Genomic DNA, 18,298 nt, shown 5'->3' with positions numbered 1-18,298 from the left:
GGATCCGGAACCTCGGCAAAGCTCGCCGTGAACCAGGACATCGGCCTTCTCCTCTCAGAGCCAGGCCCTCATCCGATTCCATTCAACCAACAAATGCCAATTCAAATTCCCAAATGCGATCCCCCTGGCCGCCAGCCGCCGCCACTGCGCGTCATGTAGCGGATTGCGCTGACGATCTCGCGCATGTCGACGCTCGGCTTGCGTCCGCGCTTTGCCGGTTTCGGCAGAAGCGGCGCGATCATCGTCCACTCCGCATCCGTCAGATCAGTTGGATAGCGCTTCGTCTTGCGCGCGATCGAAGCCATTCTCGCTCGGGTCTGTCGTGTCCACATCCAAAGGGTGAACCACAAATCAGACCCACACAAAACCCTTTCTCAAACGGTCTCTCGGCCCTTCGCGCGCCATCCGATCGAGATTGGGCGTGCGGATGACCCGCCCCCTCAACGCACCGATGTCATCGTAGAATGCAGATTTTTGCGACAAGGCGACGCCAAAGCCGCTTTCTGCCGCTGCCAAAAAACAACGTCGATCGATCTGCATCATCTCCCTCCTCTTATGCTTGCGTCTGAAGTCTCTCGACCCAGTCGTCTTCCAGCACTACCGTGGCGCGAGAGACGACCGTCGCCGCATCGCGCGCAATGAGCAAATCGTAGGCCCCGGCATCGGCCCGGAACGTCTTGGCCTCGACATCGAAATAAGCGAAGTCGCGCTGGCGCAGGGCCATCTTGGCGGTCGCTTTCTCGGCTGGCGCGAGGTGAAGCTTGGCAAAGGCGCGCAACTCCTTTGTCGGACGATCTACCTTCGGATCCCTCGGACTGACATAGAGCTGGACGACATCCGAGCCCGGCCGCACGCCAGTGTTGATTACGTCAATTTCGATGGAGAGCCTGCCGTCCTTGAGCGTCGGATCGGAAAGATGTGGCTCGCTCCACGAAAAGCTCGTGTAGCTGAGACCGAAACCGAACGGGAGCGCTGGCTCCACCGCCCTTTTGTCGAAATGGCGGTAACCGACATAAATTCCTTCGTCGTAGCGCACGTGACCATTCGCACCAGGATAGGTAAGCGGATCGCCGGTGAAGGTTGCACCATCACCCATCGTCTTGGGAAAAGTCTGCGCCAAGCGGCCACCAGGCTCGGCCAAGCCGAATAGCACGTCGGCGATGGCATGGCCTGCCTCCTGGCCTGGATACCAGGCTTCGAGGACGGCGGCGACATCACCGAACCAAGGCATTTCGATAGGTCCGCCGGTTTGAAGCACTACCACCGTACGCGGATTGACAGCGGCGACGCGTGAAACCAGTTCGTCCTGGCGGCCCGGTAAGCGCATATCCGGAAGATCGAGCCCTTCCGTATCCCAGTCGCCGTTGCGCCCGACAAAGACCAGCGCGACATCGGCATCACTTGCCAGCTGGACAGCTGCCTCAAGTTCGGCATCCCCCAAAACCTTTTCGACACCGAAGCGAACCGCGCTGACGTCGAGTTCGTCGCCCTCGATCTGCCGGGAGCGGTATTCGACACGCACTTCGCGGGCCTCATTGGCAACGAGAGGCATGGTCATGCGCCGTTCGTTATTGCCCATGCCGAAGAAGTTTTCGCCGCGCGTCCAGTCGGTTTCGCCATCAACGAGAAGCTTGCCATCGACATAAAGTTTGGCAAAGCCCGCATTGGTGAGACCGAAACGATATTCGCCATCTTCGTCGGGCGTGAACGGGGCCGTGATGGCGACAGAAAAATCGCGCGGATCGACCTCTCGCGGCAGATCAAACCAGAAGAAGTCACTGGATTCGGAAGTGCGCCTAGCCAGAAGATCGCCCCGACAATCTGGGCCAGCGAAGAAGTCGACAGTCATCGGGGAAGAGAGGGCCCGCGTTAGCCGATCATTGCCACAACCAGCACCGTAGAGAATCATCGCATCGGTTTCCAGCGCCTCACGCAGTCCGTCGAGAGGGCTGACCTTGCGATGTGCGTTTATCTGGGCACTGCCGCCACCCATGATGCGCGCCACCGCCGCGTTAGGCCCCAGCACCGCAAGCCGACCGATACTGTCCTTGTGAAGGGGCAGGATGCCATCGTTCTTCAGAAGGACGGCCGCTTCGGCGCCGAGCCGGCGAATCAGTGCCTGATGCTCCACGCGGTCGAGCGCGCGCTCCTCGGGGATCGTCGGGTCATCGAAGGCGCCAACACGATCGATCAAGGTGAGAATTCGTCCGGTCGAGTGATCGATCGTCTCCAGGGCCACCGCCCCTTCCCGGACTGCCGCCACCAGCTTTTCGCCGCGATGGCGCGTCGGACCAGGCATTTCGAGATCAAGGCCGGCTTCCACGGTCGCAGCGGTCGAATGGGAGCCGAACCAGTCGGACATGACGATGCCGTCAAAGGACCATTCCGCCCGTAGAACAGTGGTCAGCAACCAAGGGTTTTCGCTTGCATACGTTCCATTGAGGCGATTGTAGGAGGACATCACGGCCCAAACCCCAGCCTCCTTTACTGCAGCTTCGAAGGGCGGCAGATAGATCTCCCGCAAGGACCGCTCATCGATATCGGAGGACATCGTCTGGCGCTCGAACTCCGACTCGTTGCCGACGAAGTGCTTGATCGTTGCGGCGACGCCCTCACTCTGCACTCCGGTCACATAGGCGACGCTGAGAGCGGCGCTAAGAGTCGGATCCTCCGAATAGCACTCGAAATTTCGCCCGTTGAGACCGCTGCGGTCGATATTGACCGTGGGCGCGAGCAGGACGCGAGCCCCCTTTGTCTTAGCCTCCTGAGCCAGAGCCACGCCCATTTCCTGTACAAGAGCGGGATTCCACGTGGCCCCGATAGCGATGCCGGCCGGGAAGCATGCTGCCTTGACGCCATCGGCCAATGAACCGCCGCCCCGCGCACCGTTCGGGCCATCGGAAACCTTGACCTTGGGAATACCCAGCCGCGGCACGGCAACGGTAGTCCAAAAGTCCTCACCCGCCAGAAGTGAAACCTTTTCTTCCAACGTCATCTGATCGAGCAGTGACTTGATTCTGCTCTTATCTCGAATATCCATCAACTGGCCTCATTCCATAAATGCAGGGCAGACCGCTGAAATCAGCGGACACCTTTGACCGGAGCGATCGCGAGAGCGCCAAGAAATGCGCAGGCGGCGGCGACCGCGAAAAGAAGCGGATAATTTGATGCTGTCGGTGACCCGATGCTGAGGATCAGCGGGGCGACGGCGGGGGCGATCGACTGCGGCACAGCATTGGCGATGTTCAGAACACCCATGTTTTTGCCTGCGTTGGTCTCGCGGTCAGGCAAAACGTCGACGACGAGCGCCTGATCGACAGCCATGTAGACTCCAAGCCCCAGCGACGACACAGCGATGCCGACGAGAAAGAGAGGGACGGCGCTTGCCGCAGTGATGACGGCAAGGCCTATCGCGTAAACGACGGCGGCCGCGAAAACGAAGATCTTGCGGCGCTTCCAGCGGTCGGAGAGCCAGCCGGAGGCCGATGAAGACAGGACCACGCAAACCGCCGTGACCAGAGTGGAAAAAAACATCAGCTGACCAATTCGGTCCTGCTCAACTTTAAGATGGTCGGTCAGATAATAGACTTGGTAGGTGAGCAGAACCGCGACGCCCAGAAACAACAGAAAGCGACTGAACCACGCCCAAGCGAAATCGGGGGCTTTGCGGGGATTTACCCAGAAAGCCGAGCCCAGCTCCGTGAGCAAAGAGCCTCGGCGAGCTTGCGACCGGTTTATGACCTTGTCATTGAGGAAGAAGGCAAAGAGGTTGACGGCGAGGAAGCCAATCAAGGCAGGCCACAAGAACATCCCGACGCCCTGCGGCCCCACCAACGACAGAATGGCGCTTCCGATCAAAATCGCGAGATAAACGCCCATGCCGGAGATCGCCGAAATCTTGCCGCGCTGGCACTCAGGAACACGGTCCGGAACGACGGCGACGATTGCCGCCAATGCCGCGTTATAAGCGATCTGCGAAATGCACCAGGCGAGGCCGATGATGAACAGGCTATCGCTGGCGGCGATTACCAGCGCGCAGGCGAGGCCGATCAACGTACCCAGGAACAGCCAAGGCCGCCGTCGGCCGAAGCGGGATGTGGTTATATCGGAAATCTGGCCGAACAACGGATTGGCGATAAGAGCAAATAAGGCGCCGATACCAAGAATCGTGCCAAGGCTCGCGCCCTTGCCGACCGTATCGATAGCACTGATGCGGATGGCCATTGTGATGGCGACAGGCGTCATCAATGCCGTGAACAGACCGACATAGGCAATTCCGTAACCCACTATGAAGCCCGCGCTGACAGACCGCGCTGGGTCGCGTGGGTCAGTCCTGACCGCGTCGCTCCCGAGGGAATTTATTGTATCGATCGTCATATCGCCTCCCAGTTCGCACAGATTAGACTGGCTGTGACGCCTCTCTCCGTGCGTCAGAGCCTGACGCAAACTCACACTTCACAGCTAGAATTACCTACCAATGAATCGGTAGTTTGACAAATCGATTTGGGCGCATAATCGGGACGCTGATCCGCCCGAGCGCTGATAATCGGGGTTTACCGAAAACGGATGGCGAATTTGACGCAGGGCAGATCGGAATTCGACATGCACCGGCGCTGGAGGCTCTGTGCGATTGGCTCGATTGCTGCGCGGAACGGCGGCATGACAGGTCCGAGTTGGACTGGTGTCGGCAGACTGGTTTCGCTATTGCCTTCTTCATGACCTACGAAAAGAAATATACGGCATGAACCCTGCCAAAAAGATGACAGGCAGTAAGACCCTGGTCGAAACCAATACCCGTCGCTCGGCAAAGGGACGGCAGCGCCGCGAGGAAATCCTTGATGCGGCGATGCGGATCTACAGCCGGGACGGCTACGAAAACGCATCGATTGCCAACATCGCCAAAGAAGTCGGCCTCTCGCTGCCCGGCCTTCTCCATTATTTCCCGACGAAGGCCGACCTTTTATTGGCCATCTTGGAACAGCGGGACATTGAGACGGTAGCGCTCTTCGAAGAGCCGATCCGCGACTGGCGGCACATGTTCGAAAACGTCCGCCGGACAGTGCGCCGCAACAGACGCATCGTTGAAGTCGTGCGTGCCTTCGCAATTTTGAACGCCGAAAGCCTGCTTGCGGGACACCCGGCGCTGAGCTGGTTCCAACGTCGTTCAAAATATGTCGGCGGCATTATGTCCGAGGCTTTGCGCGCCGGCATGGACAAGGGCGAATTGCGCGGGGACATCGATCCGGCCAGGTTGGCAATCGAGATCATCGGCGTGTGGGACGGCGTTCAGGTGCTTTGGTTAAGGGAGCCGGAGACGGTCGACATTGTCGCAATCATCGATGCCTATATCGACCGTTTGATCCATTCCATATGCATACAGCAATAGCCTGCAACGACGGTGCCCCAGCATGGCTTGAATCACTCGCGGATCCGATATTTCTTGGGGTCCTGTTTGACCTCGGTGTGGCCTCCGGCAAGGATACTGCGGTAATTCTCGAACTGAGGATCGCCTGTCCGCTCGAGTTCGTCGAGAAGCCGCATCTTCATCTTCTCAACCGCTTCGCCATAGGCTGGCTCGTCAATGACATTTCGGCGTTGGCCTGGATCTTTTTGGAGATCATAGAAGGCCAAAGGGACTCCATAAACATATTGGTCCACGCGAGCGGCGATCACCGGATCGGTCTCCGCAGCCTTGCTCATGGCTTCGAAGGTCAAGCCCCACATACTCTCTAATTTCATGGCAAGCTTGCTATCGGACCACGCCATGAAGATCAGGCTAAATTCGTGATCCTGGATAGCCCGCGCGGGGTAGTTCATGCCGCTGGAAACATGGTCGAGCGTGGTGAACAGGAAATCACGAATCTCTTCCGATCGACCCTCGATCAAAGGCCCCCATGACTGTCCATCGAGCTCCCCGGGCGCCTCGACCTGGAGGAGTTCCAGCAGCGTCGGCAGGATGTCGATGTTCGCCGTCATCGCGTTGAAGCTGCGCGGCTCGCCCATGCCCGGAAAGGACAGAAAAGCCGGCACGCGCGTTCCGTGATCGTAGCAGGTGGCCTTGGCGAAGGGGAACGGCATGCCGTGGTCGGCGCAGAAGAGGACGATCGTATTGTCCGCCTCGCCGCTTTCCTCAAGGGCGGCGAGGACCTTTCCCAGCGTCTTGTCCATGCGCTGGACGCTGTTCCAATACTGGGCGAGCTCCTTCCGGATGTCGGGAAGATCGTCGAGGAACGGAGGAACCGTCACCTCCTCTGGCTCGATCTCCTTGTCGATGCCGTAGGCGCCCTCGTTACCGTGATCCATCTCGGCCGCTTGGGGGCTGCCGTAGAAGGGGCGATGCGGATCGTTGAGGTTGCAGTTGACGAAGAACGGCTTGTTCTGCGCTTTTGCCTCCGTGATCGCCACGCGCACGCCGTCGGCATAGACGCCGGTGTGCCGGTCCTTCCCGTTCTGCTCATAGGCCCAGGGGAAGCAGCTCGCCGGCCTCATGTGATCGATTTTGTGGATCGCCGCGGTGAAGTAGCCGGCTTCCTGAAGCCGCGTCACCAACGTCGGCACGCCCTCGTTGATCGGCACGAAACCGATGGCGCCGCTGCGATGCGGCATCAGACCGGACATCATCGCCTCACGCGACGGCATGCAGATCGGCGCCACCGTGCGATTGTTGACGAAACGATGGGACCGTGCGGCGAGCCTGCCCAGGTTGGGAGTGATGTTGTCTTCATCCCCCTTGATGAACCCGATCAGGGAATAGTCGAGATCATCGGCCGTCAGGAACAGAAGATTCATCGGCCGATCGGGCGCGCCCTCAGCCCACGTCGGATATCCGATAGGAAGAACGCTTACAGCGGCCGTTGTGGCGGCGCCGGTCAGAAAATCACGTTTCCGCATGGGACTGTCCTTGTCTAGACGGCTATTTGGGTGAGGGATTGCTAGGGCGGCGTTCAGGCCTTCCGGCCAGAAGCGGGCGTCGCCATGATGTCGGCAATGGGGCGGCCCTGGCGGTAAAGCTCGGCCATCGCGCGCAGCTTCGGGGCGGCATGGCGGAAGAAGCGAAGGTGCGAGCGGCAATAATAGCTGAGCCCCGGCTCGCCATCGCTCGTCTTCAGGAAACGCTGTTTCGGGCAGGCGCCGTGGCAGGCGAAACGGTATTCGCATTCACGGCACTGCCGCGGCAGGGTCTCCCGCTTCGCCTCGCCGAAGCGCTTCTGCTCGGCACTGTTGGCCAAGATCGCGGCCGGCGTGTCCATGACGTTGCCGAGGCGAAACTGCGGATAGACATAATGGTCGCAGGCGTAGAGATCGCCGTTGTGCTCTATCACCAGCGCGTTGCCGCAGGTTTCTGCGTACCAGCACAGCCTCGCGGGCTGGCCCAGCCAGAGCCCCAACTGCACCTCGAAGAACTGGACGAAGACCTCGCCCACATCGGCGGCGATCCAGTCGTCGAAGATCGCGCACAGGAAATCGCCATAGGTGCGCGGCAACACGCTCCACGGCGTCACCTTGTATTCGACCCCATCCTCGTCGATCTGCGGCGCGCCGGCGAGCGTTTCGCCGTCGGCACTGCGTTCGACCAGCGGGATGAACTGCATGTAGCGCGAGCCGATCTTCTTGAGGAAACGGTAGACCTCGCGCGCCGCCTGCGAGTTGCGTCGGTTGACGACGGTCAGCGTGTTGTAGTCGACGCCGTGGGCCTGGAGATGTTCGAGCCCGGCCATGACCTTGGCAAAACTGCCCCTTTCCGCACGGTCGACGCGATAGGCGTCGTGCAGGTCCTGCGGCCCGTCGATGCTGAAGCCGATCAGAAAGCCGTTGTCCTTGAAGAACCGCGCCCATTCGGCGTCCAGGAGGGTGCCGTTGGTCTGCAGCGAGTTCTTGATGAGGGTGCCGGACGGCACGTATTCCTTCTGGAACGCCACCGCCTTGCGAAAGAAGTCGATGCCCAGCATGGTCGGTTCGCCGCCTTGCCAGACGAACTCGATCTCGGGAAGACCGAAGATCGACTGCGAGGCGATATGGTTCTTGACGAAGGCTTCGAGCACCGCCTCGCTCATGGTGAAGCGTTTGGTCTCTGGATAGAGCCGCTCCTTCTCGAGATAGTAGCAATAGGTGCAGTCGAGATTGCAGCGTGGGCCGATCGGCTTGGCCATGATCTGGAAAGGATGGGGGGCGGCAATCATGGTGCTTTTCCGTTCGACTGGGTAACCGGGCGGCGTACGGCGAAACGATCGCTGGACACATGTCGGAGGCAGGGTGCGCACCCTGGCGGGGCTCCCGCAGGCGGCTTGGTCGGAGACCCGCCCTGCAGGGTCGGGAATGATACCCGCGCGGCCTTCGAAAGCATCGTTTTCAGAGGCCAGGCGGCTGGACCGAGCGGCGCTGGAGCCTCTTGCCGAGCCGGAAGCGTTGCCGGTTGCTTCCGGCTCGGCGGCATGAGGCGATTGCGGCGAGATCACCTCGCCGCAATCGCGGCGGGCGGCCGGGAGGGAGGACAGCCCGACCGCAGCGACTGTTCCGCCTACCGGATGGGGAAGTAGGCTTTGCCTTCCTCCTCGGCCTTCATCTTCGCCGGTGTGTCGGCGAAGACGTCGTTGAGGCGGCCGGGCCGGTTGGCGGGAACCAGCCACTTCTCGGGGAAGGGTGCTGCCTCGCGCCCCTTCAGGCTGCGCTGGGAAACACCCTGCGAGGTGCGCGCCGTATAGGGGATGTTGTGCAGGCCGTTCGTGTCGGCCAGCTGCTGGAAGAGCGCTTTGCGCAACTCGATCTTCCTGTCGAAATACGCCGGATCATCGATGAGATTGTGCATTTCGTCGGGGTCGTTGTTGAGATCGTAGATCTCTTCGATATCCCACACGCCGTGATACTGGATGTACTTGACCCGATCCCGCTCGATGGCGAAGGTCGTCGGCGTCATCGGGAACGTCCACTCCCAATAATACTCATAGACAAAGTCCGGCGCCTTCCAATCCTCCGGCTTCACCTGGCCGGACAGGAGCGGGACGATGCTTACGCCCTCGAACTGCGATGGCTCCTCGCCTCCGGCGAGATCGACGAAGGTCGGCGCCAGGTCGAGATTGCGCACCACGGCGGGATTGGTGGCGCCCGCCTCGACGAGGCCCGGTGCCCAGACGACCATCGGCACGCGCACCGAACCCTCATAGGCGTTGCGCTTGTCGATCAGGCCATGGTCGCCGATCAGAAAGCCGTTGTCGCTATAGAAGACGATCATCGTCTTTTGGTCGAGACCGTTGTCGTGGATGTAGGTCATGATCCGGCCAAGGCTGTCATCGACCGCGGACAACGTCGCGTAGTAGTCCTTCAGATAGTCGGTCATCTTCAGGTCTTTGGCAAAGAACGAGTCGATGCCATGCCAGCTGTCGCGCTGGTTCTGCACCCACATCGGCTTGCCTTCACGGTTCTCTTCGGTGTCCGCAGCACTCGCGGGGATATCGAAGGAGACGTCGGCGTACTGGGTTTTGTAGCGCTCCGGCGGGATGGGATCGGAATGAACCGCCTTATGGCTGAGATACAGGAAGAAGGGCTTGGAAGCGTCGCGCCCGTTCTCCAGCCAATCCATGGCGTAATCGGTCAGTTCGTCGGTGATGTAGCCCTTCTGCTCCACCTCCTTGCCATTGACGTTCAGCATATGCCGCAGGCCCTTGCTGACTTGTTCCGGCGACATGTTGTCGGTCGGGCCGTAATAGCCCTGGCCTTTGAAGCTCACCCACTCGTCGAACCCCGGACGCGGCGCGTCGGTGCTCATTCCCATGTGCCACTTGCCGACGAAGGCGGTCTGGTATCCCTCTTCCTGCATGTAGGCAGGAAAGAAGGTGAGCCCTTCCTCGGAGCTGTCGTTGTTGTCGACCACACGGTGGTTGCGCGCCGTCAGGCCGGTAAGGATCGTGGCACGGCTCGGGGAACAGAGCGATGAGGTGACGATCGCGTTGGGGAAATAGGTACCCTGCGCGGCCATCGCGTCGATGTTCGGCGTCTTCAGCTTGGGCTGAAGAAAGCCCATGCCGTCGAAACGAAGATCGTCCAACAGCACGAAGATGATGTTGCGCTGCTGTCCGGCGCCCGGGGCTTCGGAGGCGGTCTGCGTCTGAGCGAGAGCGCCGGCCGAGCCCGCGCAAACCACGAGCGCGGCAGCGCCCGCGAGGCATGTCTTCCATTTCATCGTCGATACTCCTTCAACCGATGGAGGACGGCGTCGGCGCCACGCGCCCGCAAATGCGAGGACGCGGCAAATCCTGCCGTCCAAAGCCGGCGCTTGCGCACCACGAACATCCCGTCACCGGCGGCGCGGGCAAAACTGTCGAGAAGAAGAGAGGCAGGCTCGACGAACCGATGGCGCCCGAGCGGCCAGCTATCGGACGATCCGAATGGCAGCCTCCCAATCGCGAGCACGAACAAAGCCGCAGGCGATCCGACAATAGGGCCATCGTTGCATCCAGCATGGCGCCCCCTGGGCAACCATGCCCCTCCTCTTTAGGTGACAGAGACGACTCAGTTGCCGGCGTCGCCCTGGCTTCCCACTAAATATTCTACCGATCGATCGGTAAATTTCTAATCCATCTTTCGCCCGGTTCCAGGGGTGCGCTCTGTCACTGCCACCTGGGCCGGAAGCCGCGATGGAGACGGCCGATTGGACGAGGATCGGTTGGCGCCGCCGGTCCCACGACCGGCGGTCTGGCCGCATCCCCTGCGGCCCGGGGGTCGACGCGCGGGCGGCGATCCGCTCGCGCGCAAAGGATGTTCAGGCCTTGCGTTCGGCCGGGAGCATCCCGTCGTGATAGCCGAAGAGGAAGGTCAGGACGGCCGAGCCGACATAGGCGGCGAGGCATGTCACGATCAGCGTCACAAAACCCTGCCCCATGAAGACCGGCAGCGTCAGCAGGCTGGGCGGCCCCATGGCGATGGCCGCGGCGCCGGCGCCGGCCACGACACCGCCGCCGATCGTCGAGAGGATCACTCCGATGATGAAGGGGCGCTTGTAGCGCAAGGTGACGCCATAGACGCCGGGCTCGGTGATGCCGAAGATACCGGCCGCCGCCGCGGCCCCGGCCAGCGCCTTCAGTTGCGGATCGCGGGTCTTCAGGAAGACGCCGAGCATGGCACCGGCCTGGGCGAAGACCGAAGGCGCCGTTGCCGCCTTGAAGCTGTCCCGCCCGAAGGTGGCGATATTGTTGATGATGATGGGGATGAAGCCCCAATGGAGGCCGAAGATCACCAGGATCTGCCACAGACCGCCGGCCGCGGCGCCGGCAAGGATCGGGTTGATACCGAAGACCCAGAGATAGCCGTTGGCGAGGCCGTTGCTGAGGACCGTGGCGACGGGGCCGATGATCAGCAACGCCGCGGGCACGGTCACCGCGATGCTGACGAGCGGCGTCATGAAGGGTCGCACGGACTCGTGCATCACGCGGTTCGATAGCTTCTCCAGCTTGGTCATCGCATAGACCGATAGGATGATCGGGATGACCGTCGAGGAATAGGCGATCGGGACGAAGGTGATGCCCAGCAACCGGATCGTCTGCTTGTCGTGGGCGAGCGCGATGATGTCCGGATAGATCAGTGCGCCGGCGATCACCATGGCGACATAGACATTTCCGCCAAAGCGCCGTGCCGAGGTGACGGCGAGGATCATCGGCAGAAAGTAGAAGACGCTGTCGGAGGCCGCGTTGAGGACGATGTAGTTGCCCGAGCTCTTGTCGATCCAGCCGAGGGTGAGAAGAACCAGTAGGATGCCCTTGAGCATGCCGCCGCCGCAAAGGACGGACAGCATCGGAGCGAAGATGCCGGAGATTGTGGCGATCGCGCTGTCGAGGAACTGCTTCGGCGTCCAGACGGCGGCGGACTGATGGGCTTCCTCCGTAGCGGATTCGCTGGCCACCGCTGCCTCGGTCTGCTCGACGGTCGCCTTGCCTCCGCTGTCGATGTTCGACACTTCGCCGATGGCGACGAAGACGTCGGGCACCGTATTGCCGATAACCACTTGGTACTGACCGCCGCTCTGCACGACGGCGACGACTCCGGGGATCGCCTGCAGCTTCGCCTTTTCGGCCAAGCTTTCATCCTTGAGCGTGAAACGCAGCCTGGTGGCGCAATGGACGAGCGCTACCACGTTCCTCTCTCCGCCCACTGCGGCAACGATGGCCCGCGCTCGCTCCTTGAGGTCCATAGCCTTCGAGCGCTCTTGCAAATCAGAACTCACCGGGGTCCTCCTCTCTCGACAGATCAGCTGTTCTGGGCGCTGCAAGAGGCGGCAGGACCGGCTCGCCGACCGACAGGCGGAAGCGAAGGCAAAAAAAAACCTGAGCCGGCCGAGAAGCCGAACCCAGGTTTTGCCCGCCGTAACGGTTACAATCCTGTTCCCACGGTCTGGCGCAGCGCCAGTTTGCGCGACCTTATCGAAGCCTTTCTCGATCGGTCAAGCTTGGTTTTCTCGTCTTGCTGAGGCGAAAGGCCGCGCCTTTTGATGCCGCGAGGATACATCGGCAATAGTGGGTCTTTTGGCCAGCCACCGCCCCGATCGTGGGATTGCATGTCGCAACTGGTCGGACTAAAATCGACTAAGGATTGTAACCGCTACGGCGGGCAAAACCTGGGTCCGAACCGTGCGAGCGGCGGAGTCAGGTTTTTTTGTGCCCAAATTCTCGGGCACAGGGCTGTGCCAGGGCGTTTACGGTCTGGGAGGAGGCGGCGATCCGCAAGGAAAAATGCAGAGCGAAGGGATATTCCTCCCGTGCGTATCGTCAAGATATTTAACAATAACGTCGCCCTGGCCCAGGACGATGCCGGCCGCGAACTGGTGGTGCAGGGGCGCGGCGTGGCCTTTCAAATGAAACCGGACGACCGGCTCGACCCCAAGCTGGTCGAACGGCGCTATTATCCCGAAGCGACCGGCGTCGCCGGCGGGCCGGAACAGCTAGCGCGAACGCTGGCGGATATTCCGTCGGAGCTCATCGCCATCGCGGAAGAGATTCTGGCGCTCGGCCCCCGGTTCGGCCTGCAGCTCAATCAGCATGCGGCGGTCGCGCTGGCCGACCACATATCGATCGCGTTGCGGCGTGCCGCCGCCGCCGAATCCCTCGACGATCCGTTGGAATGGGAGGTGCGCCTCCTTTATGTGCGCGAGGTCAATCTCGGCTTCCACGCGCTCGACCTAATTCACCAGCATGCGGGCGTCAAACTGCCGCGGAGCGAGGCGCTACCGCTGGCCCTGCACTTCGTGAACGCTCAAGTAGGGGCCAAAAATCTCAGTCAAGCGGTGCGCACGGCACGGCTCATCCGCGACATCCTGGCGATCATCGAAGATGATTACGGCCTCTCCTTCGTCGAACGTCCCTCGCTCAGCCAGGCCCGTTTCGCAACCCATCTGCGCTACCTGTTTCTCAGCCATCTTGGCGGCAAGCATCACGCGCCGCTGATTTCGGAATTGGCGAAATCCTTCCGATATGAGGAGCCGCGCGCCTTTGCCTGTGCCGAGCATGTGGCGGGGTATCTGCGCGACAAGATGGGCTGGCAGATCCGCGACGACGAAACGGTCTATATCGCTCTGCACATCCAGCGCATGACCTCGCAAGAGGCGGTCGCCCAACCCCAAGAGCCGAACCAAGGCGTGGAGTGATCCGCGGCTTGACAGCGACACCTGGCCGTCGTTAGCACTGCGGCCGAACAGCGAGACGATCGCACAATCGGGATTGTGACTGCGTGAGCGGGCAAAACCCGAGCCGAACCGGGGACACCGGCGGCTCGGGTTTTTTGTTGCCTATACCGCACCGCAACGGCCCACACCTGCCGAGCGCTATCGACACTGAAAGCGCCCGGCCAATCGCAAACGAGGCTCGTCATGTCAGTACCGCATTTTCCCGCCGACTTTCTTTGGGGCGGAGCCGTCGCCGCCAACCAGGCGGAGGGGGCATGGAACGAAGACGGCAAGGGCGTCGCTCTCCCTGACGTCGTTCGCGGCGGCATCGCCTCGGGCACGGCCGACGCTCAGGTCGATCCTGCAAAATACTATGCTAGTCACGAGGCGGTCGACTTCTATCATCGCTATCGCGAAGACATCGCACTCTTTGCCGAAATGGGGTTCAAATGCCTCAGAACGTCCATTGCATGGAGCCGTATTTTTCCCAATGGCGATGAAGCCGAGCCCAACGAAGCAGGCCTCGCCTTCTACGACAGCTTCTTCGACGAGCTTCGCAAGTACGGAATCGAGCCGGTCATAACGCTGTCGCACTATGAAACGCCGCTCAATCTGGTCCGAACCTACGGCGGCTGGTCGAATCGGGCGCTCCTCGAACTTTTCGAGCGCTATGTCCGGGTGGTCCTTGCCCGTTATGCTTCCAAGGTCCGCTATTGGATCGGCTTCAACGAGATCAATCACACGGCGATGATGCCGCTGCCCGCCGCGGCGTTAGAACTGCCGAAGGATCTGCCGGCGGCCGAGCGGCTGAGCCGGATCTATCAGGCCGCGCACAACATGTTCGTGGCGTCGGCGTTGGCGACCAAGGCCTGTCATGAAATAGTTCCGGGCGGCCAGATGGGCGCCATGCTGCAGCTCGGCGGCATTTATCCCGCCACATGCGCGCCGGATGACGTCTTTGCCACGCTTCAGGCACGGCGGCGCAGCCTGTTCTTTTCCGACGTCCTGCTGCGCGGTGCCTATCCCACCTACATGTCCCGCGTCTTCGCCGAGAATAGCATCAAGGTGGACATGGCGGAGGGCGACCTCGACCTCATTGCACGCCATCCCTCCGATTATCTCAGCTTCAGCTACTATTTCACCTCCACGTTCCGGGCGGGCATGCCGATCATCGGCCACACCGGCGGCATTGCGGGCAAGGAGAACCCCTATCTGGAGAAGACCGAATGGGGCTGGCCGATCGACGCCAAGGGGCTTCGCACCGTGTGCAACGAGCTTTGGGATCGCTATTGCAAGCCGCTATTCATCGTCGAAAACGGCTATGGCGGCCGGGACGAGATCCGGCCTGACGGCCGTATCGAGGACAGCGCGCGGATCGCCTATCTGGAAGCCCATGTCCGCGCGCTGGGCGAGGCTGTCGCCGACGGCTGCAAGGTGATCGGCTACACGTGGTGGGGTCCGATCGACATCGTCAGCGCCGGCACGGGCGAGATGAAAAAACGTTACGGCTTCGTCTATGTCGACAAGGATAACGAGGGACGCGGAACGCTGAACCGCCGCCGCAAGGCGAGCTTCCACAGCTATCGCCGCATCATCGCCAGCAGTGCCGCCTGTCTGTTTTCGCACGACGATAATCAACCGATAGCCGACTGAACCGCAAGAGATCCGACGTGTCCGTCTTGAAACTGCTTTCTCCCTTCACCGGCCGTGCGCTGGCCCTCGAAGAATCGCCCGATCCCGTTTTTGCCAGCGGCGCGCTGGGCAAAGGCATCGCGGTCGATCCTACCGTGGGTGAATTGCGCGCACCCTGTGCCGGCACAATTGTGGCCCCGCACGCAGCCGGTCACGCGCTGACAGTGCGCGCCGACAACGGCGCTGAACTTCTGATCCATCTCGGCGTCGACACCGTTAATCTGGGGGGTGCTGGCTTCACCGTCCATGTCGCAGACGGGCAGCGCGTGACGTCCGGCGAGCGCCTCGTCAGCTTCGATATCGCCCGCATCCGGCTGCAGGTGACGTCGATGATCTCGATGATGGTCGTCGCCAATAGCGACGTATTCCAAGCCGGTTCTGTCGCCACCGATGGCAAGGTCTCCTTTGGAGATCCGATCCTGACGATCGAAGCGGTGAACGAAACGGACAGTGCCCCGGAAAATGGGGACGAGGCAGCCGAACTTACGGTGCCCCTCCTCATTGCCCATGGCCTTCATGCCCGCCCCGCCGCGCTGCTGGCCGACGCCGCCAAGGCGCATGTCGGCCAAGTCACGGTCGGCTTGAACGGAAAAACCGTCAACGCTAAGAGCGTGGTCGCCCTCATGGGGCTCGGTACGCGTTTTGGCGACAATCTGACGATCCGCATCGAGGGCGCGGGGGCCGACGCGACAGCGGATAGCCTGCTCGACCTCATTCTGTCCGGGCTTGGCGACCCAATTGCCGATGGTCCGGCGCCGGAAGCCGAGATAGCGAATCTCAAGGCAGAAGCGGCGGCACGGCAGGAATCCTTCGCCCCGCTCACCGCCTTCTCGCCGGGCGACGACGCCGTCGTCATCGGACGCTCGGCCGTCGCCGGCCTCGCCGCCGGCCTTGTTTCGCGCCGCGCACTGGCGGCAATGGACTTGCCGAGAGACGGCGATGGCGCGGAAAAGGAGCGCCGCCGCCTCGCCGTGGCTCGCGCGGCCGCGGCGGCTCGCCTGACCGCCCCGACGGCGGGAACTGCTCACGGCGCCATTGCCGCCGCTCACCGCGAAATCCTCGATGATCCGGCGCTCGTCGAAGCGGCGGAGGCGGCGATGGACGAAGGGCGCAGCGCCGAGTGGGCCTGGAACGCCGCCTGCTCCGAGCACGCTCGGGCGCTCACCGGTTTGAGCGATCCGCGCATGGCGGAACGTGCCGCCGATCTTCGCGACATTGCCGCACAGATCGTTGCGGAGCTGTCGGGCAAGAGGGCTGTCGCCGGCTTGGCTTCGATGGCCGTCGGCAGCATCGTCTTGGCCGACGAGATCCTACCCTCGGAAATATTGGCCGTTTCACCCGGCCATATCGCCGCGATCCTGATGCGCGACGGCGGTCCGACATCCCATGCCGCCATCCTGGCGGCGGGGCTCGGTATTCCGACGATCGTCGCCATCGGCCCCGAAGCCGATCGCATCCCCGACGGCGCGGCGGTTATCGTCGACGCTGGCAAAGGCCGGATTGTCGTCTATCCGAAGGATGAAGCACTCGCCGACGCACGGAGCAGGATCGCTCTTCTTCGCCAGAATCAGTCTGCTCAGCGCCGGGCTGCCCAAAACGAGTGTCGCATGGCAGATGGCACAAGGATCGAGGTCTTCGCCAATCTCGGCCACGCCGGCGAAGGCAAGCTCGCGGTAGCCGAGGGCGCGGAGGGCTGTGGCCTGTTGCGCACGGAATTTCTCTTTCTCGATCGTACCACCGCGCCAAGCGAGGACGAGCAGGTTGCCGAATATCAGGCCCTTGCCGATGAATTGGCCGGTCGGCCGCTGATCATCCGCCTGTTGGACGTCGGAGGCGACAAGCCGCTCGCCTATTTGCCGATCCTTCCGGAGGAAAACCCTTTTCTTGGCCTACGTGGCATCCGCGTCGGTCTTGCTCAGCCAGAGCTGTTGCGCACCCAGATTCGCGCGATCCTCAGGGTCAAACCCTATGGCGTGGTACGTATCATGGCGCCCATGATCAGTTCGCTCGCCGAAATGACAGCCGTGCGCGCCATGGTGGAAGAGGAAAGCCAGGCGCTGGGGCGCAGCGAAGCGATCGAGATTGGAGCGATGGTCGAGGTGCCGGCTGCCGCGGTGACCGCAGCTCAGCTTACCGCAGTTTGCGACTTCTTCTCGGTCGGAACCAATGATCTAACGCAGTATACTTTGGCCATGGATCGCGGCAATCCGGCCGTGGCGCCAGAGGTAGATGCATTGCATCCCGGCGTTCTCGGGTTGGTCCGAATGACGGTCGAAGGAGCGGCAGCGCGCGATCGCCTAGTTGCCGTCTGCGGCGCCGCCGCGTCCGACCCGATCGCCGTGTCGATTCTCGTCGGCCTCGGCGTGCGCGAACTGTCTGTTGCGCCGTCCGCCATACCGCAAATCAAGGCACTGTTGTCGCAGCTTAGCTTTGACTCGTGTCACGAGCTGGCGATGCGGGCAATCGCAGCGGATAGTCCGGCAGCAGTCCGAAAGCTGGCGCTGTCTGGTCAAGTTGGCTTTTCAGCCCCCAATGTGGGATCCGATCGACAAAAGATCGGCGGCGACATACGGGCAAACGAATCTGCCTAGTGGCCAGAATGCTTAAGCAAAATTCGAAAGCTGCGGACCGTCCAAATGGCACTAACCGGCAGACAGAGATTTGAAGCGGTGCTCCGCTTCAAATCCTCATCGTGCCTCACCGAATATATAGGCAGTCGCTTCAATTGGGACCGACTCGAAGTGTATGCCGGACCGACATCGAAGCCACACGGTACCTATGCGTCACTTTGTCGGAAGACGGGCCGCCCAGTGCGCCCGTCGGGTCCATGTCAGGGCTCCGAACTCAAATGACATTGGGTGACGGGTTGCGCAGAGACTGATTCCATGGCGGCGGTTGATTCGAGGAGCCGCCGCCATGTCGCCTACTGCCGATGCCCTGGGCCCCAAGTCGCGTCTG

At 61.6% G+C, this 18,298-nt stretch carries 12 protein-coding genes; 4 read left to right on the top strand and 8 right to left on the bottom strand.

Annotated features, from left to right (window positions below; all coding sequences use genetic code 11):
- Positions 1–101: 101 nt before the first annotated feature.
- Genes SMD10_RS23360 through SMD10_RS23345 form a run of 4 tightly spaced genes read right to left on the bottom strand, consistent with a single transcriptional unit; the run spans position 102 to position 4,377 of the window.
- Positions 102–305, bottom strand: a complete 204-nt coding sequence (locus SMD10_RS23360) for a transposase (RefSeq protein WP_432757307.1) — start codon at positions 303–305, stop codon at positions 102–104.
- A 46-nt stretch (positions 306–351) separates the two neighbouring features.
- Entirely contained in the window at positions 352–543 is a 192-nt protein-coding gene (locus SMD10_RS23355; protein ID WP_331688152.1) for a hypothetical protein, read from the bottom strand.
- Between the two features lie 10 nt (positions 544–553).
- Positions 554–3,040 carry a glycoside hydrolase family 3 C-terminal domain-containing protein gene (locus SMD10_RS23350; protein ID WP_331688151.1) on the bottom strand — a complete coding sequence of 829 codons (2,487 nt, stop codon included), beginning with the start codon at positions 3,038–3,040 and terminating at the stop codon, positions 554–556.
- A gap of 41 nt (positions 3,041–3,081) precedes the next feature.
- The gene (locus tag SMD10_RS23345; RefSeq protein ID WP_331688150.1) at positions 3,082–4,377 is read right to left on the bottom strand and encodes an MFS transporter; all 1,296 of its coding nucleotides are present in this window, start codon (positions 4,375–4,377) and stop codon (positions 3,082–3,084) included.
- A gap of 364 nt (positions 4,378–4,741) precedes the next feature.
- Between SMD10_RS23345 and SMD10_RS23340 the strand changes: the two genes are divergently transcribed.
- Positions 4,742–5,386: a TetR/AcrR family transcriptional regulator gene (locus SMD10_RS23340; RefSeq protein WP_331688149.1), complete on the top strand. Its 645-nt coding sequence runs from the start codon at positions 4,742–4,744 to the stop codon at positions 5,384–5,386.
- A gap of 32 nt (positions 5,387–5,418) precedes the next feature.
- On the opposite strand, the gene SMD10_RS23335 is transcribed toward SMD10_RS23340, so the two are convergent.
- The 4 genes from SMD10_RS23335 to SMD10_RS23320 all read right to left on the bottom strand — a co-directional run bounded on the left by SMD10_RS23335 (position 5,419) and on the right by SMD10_RS23320 (position 12,214).
- Positions 5,419–6,789 carry a sulfatase family protein gene (locus tag SMD10_RS23335; RefSeq protein WP_331688153.1) on the bottom strand — a complete coding sequence of 457 codons (1,371 nt, stop codon included), beginning with the start codon at positions 6,787–6,789 and terminating at the stop codon, positions 5,419–5,421.
- A 155-nt stretch (positions 6,790–6,944) separates the two neighbouring features.
- Positions 6,945–8,180: an anaerobic sulfatase maturase gene (locus SMD10_RS23330; RefSeq protein WP_331688148.1), complete on the bottom strand. Its 1,236-nt coding sequence runs from the start codon at positions 8,178–8,180 to the stop codon at positions 6,945–6,947.
- A 338-nt stretch (positions 8,181–8,518) separates the two neighbouring features.
- Positions 8,519–10,177 carry a sulfatase family protein gene (locus tag SMD10_RS23325; protein ID WP_331688147.1) on the bottom strand — a complete coding sequence of 553 codons (1,659 nt, stop codon included), beginning with the start codon at positions 10,175–10,177 and terminating at the stop codon, positions 8,519–8,521.
- Positions 10,178–10,756: 579 nt separating this feature from the next.
- A complete protein-coding gene (locus SMD10_RS23320; RefSeq protein ID WP_331688146.1) occupies positions 10,757–12,214 on the bottom strand; it encodes a PTS transporter subunit EIIC in 1,458 nt (485 codons plus the stop codon).
- 330 nt (positions 12,215–12,544) lie between these two features.
- Between SMD10_RS23320 and SMD10_RS23315 the strand changes: the two genes are divergently transcribed.
- The 3 genes from SMD10_RS23315 to ptsP all read left to right on the top strand — a co-directional run bounded on the left by SMD10_RS23315 (position 12,545) and on the right by ptsP (position 17,931).
- The gene (locus SMD10_RS23315) at positions 12,545–13,630 is read left to right on the top strand and encodes a PRD domain-containing protein (protein ID WP_331688145.1); all 1,086 of its coding nucleotides are present in this window, start codon (positions 12,545–12,547) and stop codon (positions 13,628–13,630) included.
- A 222-nt stretch (positions 13,631–13,852) separates the two neighbouring features.
- The gene (locus tag SMD10_RS23310; protein ID WP_331688144.1) at positions 13,853–15,301 is read left to right on the top strand and encodes a glycoside hydrolase family 1 protein; all 1,449 of its coding nucleotides are present in this window, start codon (positions 13,853–13,855) and stop codon (positions 15,299–15,301) included.
- 17 nt (positions 15,302–15,318) lie between these two features.
- Positions 15,319–17,931 carry a phosphoenolpyruvate--protein phosphotransferase gene (gene ptsP / locus SMD10_RS23305; RefSeq protein ID WP_331688143.1) on the top strand — a complete coding sequence of 871 codons (2,613 nt, stop codon included), beginning with the start codon at positions 15,319–15,321 and terminating at the stop codon, positions 17,929–17,931.
- The last annotated feature ends 367 nt before the right edge of the window (positions 17,932–18,298 follow it).

The sequence above is a fragment of the Consotaella aegiceratis genome (genome assembly GCF_036541425.1).
Taxonomy (GTDB): domain Bacteria; phylum Pseudomonadota; class Alphaproteobacteria; order Rhizobiales; family Rhizobiaceae; genus Consotaella; species Consotaella aegiceratis.
This window is presented reverse-complemented; position numbering and strand designations above follow the sequence as displayed.

Bases quoted from the DNA above. Each gene is read 5' to 3' on its own strand.
- SMD10_RS23315 (WP_331688145.1), top strand. From the start codon at position 12,545: ATGTCGCAACTGGTCGGACTAAAATCGACTAAGGATTGTAACCGCTAC.
- SMD10_RS23360 (WP_432757307.1), bottom strand. From the start codon at position 305: ATGGCTTCGATCGCGCGCAAGACGAAGCGCTATCCAACTGATCTGACG.
- SMD10_RS23330 (WP_331688148.1), bottom strand. From the start codon at position 8,180: ATGATTGCCGCCCCCCATCCTTTCCAGATCATGGCCAAGCCGATCGGC.
- SMD10_RS23325 (WP_331688147.1), bottom strand. From the start codon at position 10,177: ATGAAATGGAAGACATGCCTCGCGGGCGCTGCCGCGCTCGTGGTTTGC.
- SMD10_RS23310 (WP_331688144.1), top strand. From the start codon at position 13,853: ATGTCAGTACCGCATTTTCCCGCCGACTTTCTTTGGGGCGGAGCCGTC.
- SMD10_RS23335 (WP_331688153.1), bottom strand. From the start codon at position 6,789: ATGAATCTTCTGTTCCTGACGGCCGATGATCTCGACTATTCCCTGATC.
- SMD10_RS23345 (WP_331688150.1), bottom strand. From the start codon at position 4,377: ATGACGATCGATACAATAAATTCCCTCGGGAGCGACGCGGTCAGGACT.
- SMD10_RS23350 (WP_331688151.1), bottom strand. From the start codon at position 3,040: ATGGATATTCGAGATAAGAGCAGAATCAAGTCACTGCTCGATCAGATG.
- SMD10_RS23355 (WP_331688152.1), bottom strand. From the start codon at position 543: ATGATGCAGATCGATCGACGTTGTTTTTTGGCAGCGGCAGAAAGCGGC.
- SMD10_RS23340 (WP_331688149.1), top strand. From the start codon at position 4,742: ATGAACCCTGCCAAAAAGATGACAGGCAGTAAGACCCTGGTCGAAACC.